This is a genomic window from Citreimonas sp. (assembly GCF_042096055.1).
GTDB lineage: Bacteria > Pseudomonadota > Alphaproteobacteria > Rhodobacterales > Rhodobacteraceae > Citreimonas.
Genome location: NZ_JBELMH010000038.1, coordinates 1 through 10,869, shown reverse-complemented (window position 1 = coordinate 10,869; position 10,869 = coordinate 1). Strand labels below are relative to the sequence as shown.

13 protein-coding genes are annotated in these 10,869 nt (G+C 67.4%); 7 read left to right on the top strand and 6 right to left on the bottom strand.

Annotation, left to right across the window (positions count from 1 at the left end; translation table 11 throughout):
• Positions 1–887 (bottom strand): TRAP transporter substrate-binding protein (locus tag ACFDTC_RS10165; RefSeq protein WP_375258766.1); only part of this gene is annotated, 887 nt, incomplete at its 3' end.
• Positions 888–913: 26 nt separating this feature from the next.
• Positions 914–1,414, bottom strand: a complete 501-nt coding sequence (locus ACFDTC_RS10160; RefSeq protein WP_375258765.1) for a gluconokinase — start codon at positions 1,412–1,414, stop codon at positions 914–916.
• A 100-nt stretch (positions 1,415–1,514) separates the two neighbouring features.
• On the opposite strand from ACFDTC_RS10160, the gene ACFDTC_RS10155 reads away from it, so the two are divergent.
• A complete protein-coding gene (locus tag ACFDTC_RS10155) occupies positions 1,515–2,561 on the top strand; it encodes a LacI family DNA-binding transcriptional regulator (protein ID WP_375258764.1) in 1,047 nt (348 codons plus the stop codon).
• 53 nt (positions 2,562–2,614) lie between these two features.
• Here the strand turns inward: ACFDTC_RS10155 and ACFDTC_RS10150 are convergent, their stop codons facing one another.
• On the bottom strand, positions 2,615–3,265 hold the full coding sequence (locus tag ACFDTC_RS10150; protein WP_375258763.1) for a TetR/AcrR family transcriptional regulator: 651 nt from the start codon (positions 3,263–3,265) through the stop codon (positions 2,615–2,617).
• Positions 3,266–3,388: 123 nt separating this feature from the next.
• Between ACFDTC_RS10150 and ACFDTC_RS10145 the strand changes: the two genes are divergently transcribed.
• The 5 genes from ACFDTC_RS10145 (at position 3,389) to ACFDTC_RS10125 (ending at position 7,694) form a co-directional block, all read left to right on the top strand.
• Positions 3,389–4,255: a shikimate dehydrogenase gene (locus tag ACFDTC_RS10145; protein ID WP_375258762.1), complete on the top strand. Its 867-nt coding sequence runs from the start codon at positions 3,389–3,391 to the stop codon at positions 4,253–4,255.
• Positions 4,256–4,379: 124 nt separating this feature from the next.
• Positions 4,380–5,372 carry a TRAP transporter substrate-binding protein DctP gene (gene dctP / locus ACFDTC_RS10140; protein WP_375258761.1) on the top strand — a complete coding sequence of 331 codons (993 nt, stop codon included), beginning with the start codon at positions 4,380–4,382 and terminating at the stop codon, positions 5,370–5,372.
• A gap of 60 nt (positions 5,373–5,432) precedes the next feature.
• A complete protein-coding gene (locus tag ACFDTC_RS10135) occupies positions 5,433–5,957 on the top strand; it encodes a TRAP transporter small permease (RefSeq protein ID WP_375258760.1) in 525 nt (174 codons plus the stop codon).
• Entirely contained in the window at positions 5,954–7,249 is a 1,296-nt protein-coding gene (locus ACFDTC_RS10130; protein ID WP_375258759.1) for a TRAP transporter large permease, read from the top strand. Before ACFDTC_RS10135 ends, ACFDTC_RS10130 begins: the two co-directional genes overlap by 4 nt.
• Before the next feature lie 4 nt (positions 7,250–7,253).
• A complete protein-coding gene (locus ACFDTC_RS10125; RefSeq protein ID WP_375258758.1) occupies positions 7,254–7,694 on the top strand; it encodes a type II 3-dehydroquinate dehydratase in 441 nt (146 codons plus the stop codon).
• 16 nt (positions 7,695–7,710) lie between these two features.
• Here the strand turns inward: ACFDTC_RS10125 and ACFDTC_RS10120 are convergent, their stop codons facing one another.
• Positions 7,711–8,436, bottom strand: coding sequence for a sulfite exporter TauE/SafE family protein (locus ACFDTC_RS10120; protein WP_375258757.1), 726 nt, complete (start codon positions 8,434–8,436; stop codon positions 7,711–7,713).
• An 83-nt stretch (positions 8,437–8,519) separates the two neighbouring features.
• Between ACFDTC_RS10120 and ACFDTC_RS10115 the strand changes: the two genes are divergently transcribed.
• Positions 8,520–8,690 (top strand): hypothetical protein, encoded by a 171-nt coding sequence (locus tag ACFDTC_RS10115; protein ID WP_375258756.1) that lies wholly within the window; start codon positions 8,520–8,522, stop codon positions 8,688–8,690.
• Between the two features lie 11 nt (positions 8,691–8,701).
• Here ACFDTC_RS10115 and ACFDTC_RS10110 read toward each other — a convergent pair whose 3' ends face one another.
• Positions 8,702–9,754 (bottom strand): patatin-like phospholipase family protein, encoded by a 1,053-nt coding sequence (locus ACFDTC_RS10110; RefSeq protein ID WP_375258755.1) that lies wholly within the window; start codon positions 9,752–9,754, stop codon positions 8,702–8,704.
• 84 nt (positions 9,755–9,838) lie between these two features.
• Positions 9,839–10,869 (bottom strand): sodium:calcium antiporter (locus ACFDTC_RS10105; protein ID WP_375258754.1); only part of this gene is annotated, 1,031 nt, incomplete at its 5' end.

The window sequence follows — 10,869 nt, the reverse complement described above, 5'->3', positions numbered from 1 at the left end:
TCTTCGGCCGACCAGTCGTGGATGGTGATGTCGCCTGCGGCGCGCGCCTCCTCGACGGCGGCCTGATCGGCCTCCTTCAGCGTCTGAATCTGCATCTGGGCGAACTCGGTCACCGATTCTTCCAGCGCGGCGCGCTGCTCGTCGGTCAGGCTGTCCCACTTGTCCTTGTTCATCGAGATCTCGACCAGCGGCATCGAGTGGAAGCCGGGGTAGACCGGATGCGGGGCGACATCGTGCATGCCCTGCGCCTGGTTGGTCGAGAACACGGTGTAGTCGGCCGCGTCGATCACGCCCTTGTCGAGCGAGGTAAACACTTCGGACCCCGGCAGGTTCACGGGCGATGCGCCCGCGGCCGCGAACACCTGCTGCACAAGGCCTTCCGGCGCGCGCAGCTTGAGCCCCTGAAGGTCGTCGACGCCTTCAAGCGGGACCTTGGACACGAACGCCTCGAGGCCCGGCGTGGTCGCGCCGATGAATTGCAGACCGTAGGGGTTCAGCAGTTCGTTCATCAGCTCCTTGCCGCCGCCCTCGGCCATGAAGTCCAGCATTTCCTGCGGGTCGGAATAGGCGCCGACGGGGTTGGCGATCAGGCCGAAGGCCGGGTCCTTGCCCGCGAAGTACGAGGTGTCCGTCACGTGGCCGTCTAGGATACCGGCCGCGATGGCGTCCTGCGTCTCGTTGTGCGCGACGATGGACTCGACGGGCAGCATCTCGACCGCGATCTCGCCGCCGGTCTTCTCGGACACGCTTTCGGCCCACTGCTTCTGCAGCTGGAAGTTCGGGTTGCCCGCCGGGTCCGACGACTGGAAGCGCAGGGTCATGTCCTGCGCGAACACGCCGGTGGCGGTGCTCATGGCGAGCAGGGCGGTGATGGTGAACTTGGTCATGTGGTCCTCCCTTGACCTGGTATGGGTCACGCCCGAAAGCGCGCCCGGTTAACGAAAGCCTCGGCCTCGGCGACGATCGCCTCGAGCGGTTGATCGATGTCGAGCGTGAGGGTGTCGGCCCCCGCGGGGGGCTGAAGATCGGCAAGCTGGCTGTCGATGAGGCTGACGGGCATGTAATGGCCGGACCGGGCGCTCATGCGTTCGGTCACGATGGCGCGTTCGCCCGACAGGTGCACGACGTCCATCGCGCCCAGCCGGTCCGTCAGCCGCTGACGGTACACCTCCTTGAGGGCCGAGCAGGCGACGACGGTCGGCGCACCGGTCGCCAGCGCGGCGTCGGCCACGCGGTCGAGCCAGTCCCACCGGTCGCGGTCCGTCAGCGCCTCGCCCCGCGCCATGCGCGCGATCGCGTCGGCCGAATGATACTGGTCCGCCTCGACGAAGACGCGTCCCGTCCGGTCTGCCAGCCGCGACGCGACGGACGACTTGCCCGTTCCGCAGATGCCCATGACCAGCACGTGACGCATGTTACCCCTCCCGATCCGCCGCCATCATCTTTGATGACAACGTTATCATTGATATGCGACGCTATTGACAACGTTATCAGGTGTCAAGGATATCTCGGACATGAACAATCGTGGGGCTCCGACGAGCAGGAACCAGGCCCGCCGCACGACCTTGGCCGACGTGGCCGAGCGTGTCGGCACGTCGACGATCACCGTCAGCCGGGCCCTCAGCCGGCCCGAGATGGTGTCCGAGGCGCTGCGCACCCGCATCGTCACGACCGCGCGCGAGCTTGGCTACGTGCCGAACCCGGCCGCGCGGGCACTGGTCTCGCAGCGCAGCAACGTGATCGGCATCCTGATTCCGTCGGTGACGAACAGCGTGTTCTCGGACGTGCTCAGCGGCCTCTACGACGCGGTCGGGGACGCACCGTTCAACGTCCAGCTCGGCAACACGCGCTACAACCCCGAAACCGAGGAAGAACTGCTGCGAGTCTTTCTCAGCCAGCGGCCGGCCGGGCTGGTCGTCGCCGGGATCGACCAGTCGCCCGAATCGCGCCGGATGCTGGAGACGGCGCAGTGCCCCGTCGTCCAGATCATGGAGATGGACGACGATCCGGTGCACATGCTGGTCGGCTTTTCCCACCACGACGCGGCGCAGGCGGCGACCGAGCATCTGTTCGCGCAGGGCTATCGCGCCCCGGGCTTCATCGGTGCGCGGATGGACCCCCGGTCGAAGCGCCGCCTCGAAGGGTTCCAGTCGGCTCTGTCGAAGGCCGGGCAGTCGCCCGCCGGGCGCGCGGTCACGACGGGCTCTCCGTCGACCTTCCGGCTGGGCGGCGAGCTTCTGAACCGGCTGCTGGAACAGGCGCCCGACACCGACGCGGTGTTCTGCAACAACGACGACCTCGCGCTGGGCGTGCAGTTCGAGGCGTTGCGGCGCGGCATCCGGATCGGCATCGATTTCGGGATCTGCGGCTTCAACGACCTAGAGGTCATGTCGGCGGCCCACCCGTCCTTGACCAGCGTGCGGACCTTCCGCCGCGAGATGGGGCGGATGGCGCTGGAAAAGCTCCTCGCACATATCGATCAGGCCGACACGGGCCCCGACATCGTCGATCTGGGCTACCGGCTGGTCCCGCGCGCGAGCACGTCCCGCACCGAATCTTGAGGGATAACGGTCGCCGCCGGTTACGTCGTGGCCGCGCATGCGAACCCCTGGCGCTAAGGCGGGGGTGCGGCCACCATGGCGAGGATCGTCTCGACCGTCTGCTGCCGGAGGTGCGCCTGTGCCTCGTCCTCGAACAGGTCGGTGCCGAAGATCGCCGAGAAGGTCGGGCGGTTCGAAACGTTGAAGAAGCTTATCGCGCTGATTTGCCAGTGCAGCGCGAGCGGGTCCATGCCGGCGCGGAAGACGCCCTCGTCCTCGCCGCGGCGGCAGATCCGGGCCAGCTTGTCGATGGCGGCGACATTCATGTCGCGGATGGCCTGCGATGCGGCGAGGTGCTCGGCGTTGTGGATGTTCTCGATCATCACCATCCGGATGAAGTCGGGGTTGTTCCGGTGGTGGTCGAAGGTGAAGGAGACGAGACGCGCCAGCGCCGCCTTGGGCGGAAGGTGGTCGAGGTCCAGCTTGGCCTCGCCCTCGCGCACCTTGAGGTATGCCGCCTCGAGCGCGCGGGTATAGAGGCCCAGCTTGTCGCCGAAATAGTAGTAGATCATGCGCTTGGACGTGCGCGTGCGCGAGGCGATTGTGTCCACCCGCGTGCCCGACAGCCCGTTCGCGGCGAACTCGGACACCGCCACGGTCAGGATGTCGCGCTTCACCGCGTCGGGATTCTGGGTCCAGCTGCGCCGTTCTGAGTCCGCCGTCATCGTCATCCCGTTCCTCTACCCGACCGGCCGAACATTTCAAATGGTCCATGCGGTACATTTCGCTTGACTAATTGTACCGTGCAGAACATTTTCGCGAAAGGAGCAGGGGAGGAGACTGCAAGGATGAGCGTCGCGAAGGCACATGACAGTGCGGATTCCGCGTCTGCCGCGCTGCGCATGGGGCTGGTCGGCAATGGAATCGCACGATCGCGCACGCCGGCGATGCACGAGGCCGAGGCCGCCGCCCAAGGGCTGAGTTGCCGCTACGACCTTCTGGACACCGATGCCGGGACCTTGGGGCCGCTGCCCGAAATCCTCGACCGCGCCGAGGCCGCCGGCTATGCCGGGCTCAACGTGACCTTTCCCTACAAGCAGGCGGTGATCCCGCACCTTCATCAGCTGTCCGACGCGGCGCGTCGGATCGGCGCGGTGAACACGATCGTCTTCCGCGACGGGCGCCGATACGGCCACAACACCGATTTCTGGGGCTTCTCCGAAAGCCTGCGCCGGGGCTTGCCCGACGCGACTATGGGTACCGTCCTGCTGGTCGGCGCGGGCGGGGCCGGCGCGGCGCTGGCGCATGCGCTTGCCGACATGGAGGTCGGCCGCCTTCTGATCGCCGACACCCGCGCGGAGGCCGCGGCCAAGCTTGCCGCATCCGTGGGTGCACGCGCCGGGGCGGTGAGCGACCTTGCCGACGCGGCGCGGCGTGCCGACGGCATCGTCAACGCGACGCCCGTCGGCATGGCCAAGCTGCCCGGCACGCCCATCGACCCGGATCTGCTTGGGGCGCGGCACTGGGTCGCCGACATCGTCTATTTCCCGCTCGAGACCGCGCTGCTGCGCGAGGCGCGCGCCCGCGGCTGCCGCACGCTCAGCGGCGAGGGCATGGCGCTGTTCCAGGCCGTGCGGGCCTTCGAGCTGTTCACCGGTCGCCCCGCCGACCCCGACAGGATGCGCGAGACGTTCCGCCGCTTGGGCGCGGATTGAGGGAGACCAGCGAGAGAGGAAGCCGCGGACGCGCCCGTCGAACAGAGAAACGCCTTGCTTTCTGCCAAGAGAGCTTCGTCAACCGCCGGAGGCATCCGGTGACACCGTCAAAGGGAGGAAACCTATGACACAGATGACCCGCCGGGCCGCAATCGCGGCCGCAATCGCCGTGACGACGGCCCTGACCGCGCCGGCCGTGGCCGTCGCGCAGGACAAGCCGACGCTGCGCCTGTCCTCGGTCGTGTCCGAAAGCGACATCCGCGCCGAGGCCTTCGCCGAGATCGCCGAGGCCGTGTCGGACACGTTCGACATGCAGGTCTTCAACGGCGCGACGCTGGTCGCCCAAGGTTCCGAGATGACCGCCATCCAGCGCGGCAACCTCGAGATGGGCCTGATCGCGCCGCAGACCATCGCCGAGCAGATTCCCGAATGGTCGATCCTGACCTCGGCCTACCTGTTCGACGACGCCGACCACCTAAAGGCCACGTTCGACAGCGACGTCGGCCAGGAGCTGGTGGACATGGCCGAAGAGGCCGGCATCCACGTCCTCGCTCCGGTCTATTTCGGCACGCGGCAGGTCAACCTCGCCCCCGAGATCGAGGTGATGACGCCAGAGGACCTGAACGGCATCACCATGCGCATGCCCGGCGGCGACGCCTGGCAGTTCCTGGGCGAGGCGATCGGCGCGAATCCGACTCCGCTGGCCTATTCCGAGGTCTACACCGCGCTGCAGACCGGCGCCATCGACGGCCAGGACAACCCGCTGCCCAACGACTACAACATGAAGTTCTACGAGGTCACCAGCCAGATCGTCATGACCGGTCACCTGGTCGGCTTCGACGTGCTGGCGATCAGCGCCGAGCTTTGGAACGGCTTCACGCCGGAACAGCAGGAGACGCTGCAGGCTGCGGTCGATGCCGCGATCGACACCTCGACGCAGCGCCACCTCGACCGCGAGGCCGAGCTGGTGCAGTTCTTCAAGGACGAGGGGCTGCGGGTCTACGAGCCCGACCGCGAGGCCTTCCGCGAATACGCCCAGCAGAAGTACCTGGAATCCGACTTCGCGGCGAGTTGGCCCGAGGGCATGCTCGACCGGATCAACGCCGTCGCCGAGTAAGTCCACCCTCAGAACGGCCGGGCCCGCGCGTCGTGCGGGTCCGGCCTGCGGATCCCGACCATGAGCCACTCGTCCCCTCTCGTCAGGCGGCTGCGCGCCCTTGCCGACGCCGTGCCCGCGCTGCTGCTGGCCACGATGTTCCTGTGCTTCATCATCCAGGTCTTCATGCGCTACGTGATCGACAGCCCGGTGGGCTGGACGGTCGAGGTCTGCGTGATCGCCTGGCTGTGGATCCTGCTCTGGGGACAGTCGGTCTCGGCCGAGGAGGGCGACGAGATCCGCTTCGACATCGTCTACGGCAGCGTCCGCCCCGAGACGCGGCGCTGGTTCCGCATGATCTTCTCGGTGCTGCTGGTGGGCATCTACGCCTGGTCGCTGCCCGCGCTGTGGGACTTCGTCACCTTCATGAAGATCCAGGAGACCGCGTATCTCGATATCGGGTTCAACTGGGTCTACTCGATCGCGCTGGTCTTCTCGGTCGTGTCGATCCTGCGCTACGTCTGGATTTTCCGGAACGCCGCCACGGGCCGCGACACCGGCCTGACCACCGCAGAGGACATCGGCCGCAAGGATTTCTCGGAATGAGCTGGGAGTTCGGCGCCGCCGTCGCGGCCATCGTCTTCAGCGCCATCATCGGCCTGCCCATCGGGCATGCGATGCTGGCCTCGTCCGTGTTCTACCTGCTGCTGCAGGGGCAGGACATGTCGATCGCGTTCGAGCAGATGCTGACCGGGCTCTACGGGTCCTACGTGCTGCTGGCGATCCCGCTGTTCATCTTCGCCGCCGACCTGATGAACGTCGGCTCGCTGTCGGACCGGCTGCTGGATTTCTGCCGCGCCCTCGTGGGCCGGTTTCGCGGCGGGTTGGGCCACGTCAACGTGGTCTCGTCGCTGATCTTCTCGGGGATGTCGGGGTCGGCCATCGCGGATGCGGTCGGCATGGGGCGGATCATCATCAACCTGATGACCAAGGACGGCCGCTATCCGGGCGCCTATGCGGGCGCGATCACGGCCGCGTCGGCCATCATCGGCCCGATCATCCCGCCGTCGATCCCGATGGTGCTCTACGCGCTGGTGTCCGACACCTCGATCGGCTTCCTGTTCCTCGGCGGCGTCGGGCCGGGCCTGGTGCTGGGCGTGCTGCTGATGGCGATGAACGCCTGGCTGGCCCGCATCAACGACTATCCTGTCGAAGAGGCCGTGCCGCTGCGCGACCTGCCGCGCGTCACGCTGCGCGCGGTGCCGGCCCTGCTGATGCCGGTGATCCTGCTGGTCGGCATCTACGGCGGCGTCACCACACCGACCGAGGCCGCGGCGCTGGCCGCGCTCTACGCCTTCCTCGTCTCGACGGTGTTCTACCGGTCGGTTTCGCTCCGCATGGCCTACGAGACCGTGCGCCAGAGCGCCAAGTCCACGGCCGCGGTCGGCTTCCTGATCGCTGGCGCGCTGGCGTTCAACTACGTCGTGACGATCGAGCAGGTGCCGAACGTCATCCAGGGCGCGCTGGCCGATACCGAGTTGAACCGCATCACCTTCCTGCTGCTGGTCAACGCGATCCTGCTGCTGCTGGGCTGCCTTCTCGAGGCGAACGCGATCCTGCTGGTGATCGTGCCGATCTTCCTGCCCACGGCCGTCGCGCTGGGCGTCGATCCGGTGCATTTCGGCGTGATCGTGGTGGTCAACACGATGATCGGTCTGGCCACGCCGCCCTACGGCCTGCTGCTGTTCGTCGTCACCTCGATCACGAAATCCCCGATCCGCGAGACGATCCGCCACCTGCTGCCGTTCCTCGCGATCATGATCGCCGGTCTGGGGCTGATCACCTTCGTGCCCGAGATCGTCCTCTGGCTGCCGCGCCTCTACGGCTACAACGGATGAGCGCATGACCGACAATATCCTGATCATCAACGGGCCGAACCTGGACATGCTGGGCACCCGCCAGCCCGAGGTCTATGGCCACGACACGCTGGATGACGTACGCGACCTGTGCCTGCGCGTCGCCGAGGACGAGGGCATCGCGGTCGATTTCCGGCAAAGCGACTGCGAGGCCGAGATCATGAAGTGGATCAAGCAGGGCCGCGGCACGACCGCGGGCCTTCTGATCAATCCGGCCGGGTTCACCTCGACCTCGATCGCGATCCTCGACAGCCTGCTGATCTACGACCGTCCGGTGATCGAGGTGCACATCTCGCCGTTGTTCAGGCGCGACGAGTTCCGGCACCTGTCCTATGTCTCGAAGGCCGCCTCCGCCAAGATCGAGGGCTTCGGCATCCGTGGCTACGAATTCGCACTGCGCAAGCTGGCGGAGTGGGCCCGGAGCTGAGCGGCCGCCCCTCGCCTCACAGCACCGCGTCGGACAGCAGTCGCAGCGCGACGAGGGCCAGCAGCGCCAGGATCACCTTGTCGAAGATCTCCTTCGAGATGCGTCGCGCCAGCGCCGCCCCGATCGGCATCCCGGCGGCCAGCGGCACGATTGCCACGCAGGACCACAGGAACCGCTCCCACGTCAGGAAGCCGTAGAGCGTGAGCAGGGGGATCTGCACGACCGCCATCGCCGCGAAGAAGGCCGAGATCGTCGCGACGAAGGCGCTTCGATCCGTGCGCAGCGCATTCAGGAAGGTGATCGACACCGGGGCCGATACTCCGGCCGCGCCCTGCAGCATGCCTGCGACCGTGCCCACCGGCAGCGCAAGCCGCTGCGCCGCAGCGAAGGGCAGTACCCAGTGCGGACGCGCCAGGCGGAATGCGATATAGGCGAAGACCGAAATCGCGACGCCGACCAGCAACGCCTCGTCCGGCAGGTTCGCCAGCATGTAGGTCCCCAGGGCGGCGCCGAAGGCACCGGCCAGCGCGAACTTCACCGTGAAACGAAGATCGAGGTGATCCGCCCGGTGCTGCCAGCCCTGCCAGAGGTTCGAGACGAGGTTCGGCACGGACAGGATGGCGATCGCGAACGGCACGTTCACGAGGATCGCCATCACGGGCACGGCGATGATCGGCGCGCCGGCGCCGGTGGCGCCCTTGAGGATGCCGCCGAGCAGAAGGGCGAGGAAGGTCCACAGCATTCAGTGCTTGTCCGACAGCGCCACGCGAAGGTCCAGCACCGATTTTCGCGACGGCCGGCCTGACCGCCGACCAGTTCGAGCATGTGAGCGTGCCCTCGTTGGTGGGCGCCGTCGACACGTGGTTGGCCAGGCCGAGGCGGGACCGTACGGCGCGCTACGTGCTGGTCCGGCCGGACAACTTCGTCGCCTGGGCCGGGGATGACGCCGCCGACGCTGTGGACGGTCTGGCGCGGGCCGTCGGGTCGCGCGGGTAGGCGCCGCGCTATCAGGCCTTGGGTACTGCCGAGGTGGGATCGGAAAACCACGCGTCCAGATCCAGCGACGAGTGGCTTCCCAGCGCATCGTAGTTCACATCAAGCCACGCCTCGGCCCAGCCGCGGCCGCGCTCGAACAACAGGCTGAGATAATCCCATTCGGCGTTCAGCTTGCTCGAGGCCGACAGGTCCTGCACCTCGGCATCGGTGTGGATCAGGTGCAGGTAGGTCCGCCCGGCCGGTCCGAGGTCGAGATCACGCCCGTCGATCAGCTGCTGCATCAGGTGGATCGCGCGCAATTCCTTGATCAGCGCCGTGTTGAAGCTGATCTCGTTGACGCGATTGATGATCTCGCGGGCGCTGCGCGGGGTTTCGTGGCGCACCACCGGGTTGATCTGCACGATCACGATGTCGGAGCTGGCCCGGCTCGTCACCAGGGGCAGCAGCGCCGGGTTGGCGCTGTAGCCGCCGTCCCAGTAATCCTCGCCATCGATCTCGACCGCGCGGCTGATCTGGGGCAGGCAGGCCGATGCCATGACCGCATCCGCCGTGACCTCGCCGCGCGAGAAGATCCTGGCCCGCCCCGTGCGCACATGGGTCGCGGTCACGTACACGGCGATGTCGCGGCAACGGTTCACGTTTGTGAAATCGACCTGCGCGTCGAGGATCATGCGCAACGGATCGACCCCCAGCGGGTTGAGTTCGTAAGGCGAGAACAGCCGCGTGATCCCTTCGGCCAACAGGTAGCCCGGCGATAGGTCCAGGCTGAAGTTGCCGGCGGCGCGGTCCCACGGGCTGCGCTGGATCGGGGAGAAGCGGGCGGCATCGCTGACGGCCTTCCAGAACTCGCGCAAGGCCGCGCGTGCGCCGTCGCGGCCCCCGCGTTCGAAGCCGTCGGCCAAGACGACGGCGTTCATCGCGCCGGCGCTGGTACCGCTGATGTCGGCAATAGTCAGGCGGTCGTCTTCCAGCAGGCGGTCGAGCACGCCCCAGGTCAGCGCGCCGTGCGACCCGCCGCCCTGAAGTGCGAGGTTGATGCGCTTGCCGCGCGTCGTTTCGGCCATGGGATCAGCCTTTTGCTGCAATGCAGTCGCATAGGTCCGGCGGCGCACCGGGTCAATCGTCGTGGTGCGGGTCGGGCTGCCAGATCAGCCGCCGGCCAGGAATTGCACCGCCACGGCCGCGGCATAGATCCCCAGCAGCAGGATACTCTCCGAGCCGATCTTGCCCGGCCCCTGCCGCTGCCGCATGATCAGCCCGCCGATCAGCACGCCCGTCATCACCAGCGCCGTCGCGATCCAGTAGAGGTCCGCGTCCCCGACCGCGTGGTAGAGCGAGCCTTCGCGGTACGAGATGTCCGAGGCCACCAGGAACAGCGTGTCGAAGGTGTTGCCCCCGATGATCCCGCCCACGGCAAGCTGCAGGGCGCCCCTGCGCACGGCGGCGACGGTGGTCACGAGCTCGGGCATCGACGTCACCACCGCGGTAGCGAGCGCGCCGACCAGCGAGCCCGAAATCTCCATCCGGTCCGCGAGCGTCGAGGCCGTCTTGGCGATCACGTAGCCGGCCGTGCCCATCAGCAGCATCAGTGCGCCGAAGACCACGAACAGGCGCAGCGTGCTCTGCGAGCGGCTCTCCTCGTCCTCCTCGTCGGGCTCGTCCTCCTTGGTGTCCTTGGTGTCGACGGGCTCCCACATCGGGTGATCCTGAACCGCCCGTTGCGCGAAGAGCCCGCCGGCATAGACCAGCGGGATCACGAACGAGATCGGGTGGATCGCCCAGATCGTGAACTCGGGCGACGACATGGCGAGGAAGGGCAGGGTCAGCAGGACCATCAGCACGATGCCCTGGAACACGTTGCCCAAGTCTGCCGCCGCGTGTTCGAGGTTGATCTTGCGGTAGAACATGTCGGCGACCGCCAGGAACAGGGTCTGCGCCGCGATCCCGCCCACGCTGTTCGAGAAGGCGAGCGACGCGCGTCCGTCCAGCGACGCGGTGACCGACACGATGATCCCGCCCAGCGACGTGGCCGCGCCCAGCAGCACGCCGCCGATGAGCGCCTCGCCCAGGCCGGTGCGGTCGGCCAGCCGGTCGGCGAGGCCGGTCATGCGCATGCCCGAGAAAAAGATGACGCCGCTGGCGGCCAGAAACGCGCCGATCAGAACCGCCGTCGGTAGGT

Bases quoted from the DNA above. Each gene is read 5' to 3' on its own strand.
- ACFDTC_RS10160 (WP_375258765.1), bottom strand. From the start codon at position 1,414: ATGCGTCACGTGCTGGTCATGGGCATCTGCGGAACGGGCAAGTCGTCC.
- ACFDTC_RS10155 (WP_375258764.1), top strand. From the start codon at position 1,515: ATGAACAATCGTGGGGCTCCGACGAGCAGGAACCAGGCCCGCCGCACG.
- ACFDTC_RS10150 (WP_375258763.1), bottom strand. From the start codon at position 3,265: ATGACGGCGGACTCAGAACGGCGCAGCTGGACCCAGAATCCCGACGCG.
- ACFDTC_RS10145 (WP_375258762.1), top strand. From the start codon at position 3,389: ATGAGCGTCGCGAAGGCACATGACAGTGCGGATTCCGCGTCTGCCGCG.
- dctP (WP_375258761.1), top strand. From the start codon at position 4,380: ATGACACAGATGACCCGCCGGGCCGCAATCGCGGCCGCAATCGCCGTG.
- ACFDTC_RS10135 (WP_375258760.1), top strand. From the start codon at position 5,433: ATGAGCCACTCGTCCCCTCTCGTCAGGCGGCTGCGCGCCCTTGCCGAC.
- ACFDTC_RS10130 (WP_375258759.1), top strand. From the start codon at position 5,954: ATGAGCTGGGAGTTCGGCGCCGCCGTCGCGGCCATCGTCTTCAGCGCC.
- ACFDTC_RS10125 (WP_375258758.1), top strand. From the start codon at position 7,254: ATGACCGACAATATCCTGATCATCAACGGGCCGAACCTGGACATGCTG.
- ACFDTC_RS10120 (WP_375258757.1), bottom strand. From the start codon at position 8,436: ATGCTGTGGACCTTCCTCGCCCTTCTGCTCGGCGGCATCCTCAAGGGC.
- ACFDTC_RS10110 (WP_375258755.1), bottom strand. From the start codon at position 9,754: ATGGCCGAAACGACGCGCGGCAAGCGCATCAACCTCGCACTTCAGGGC.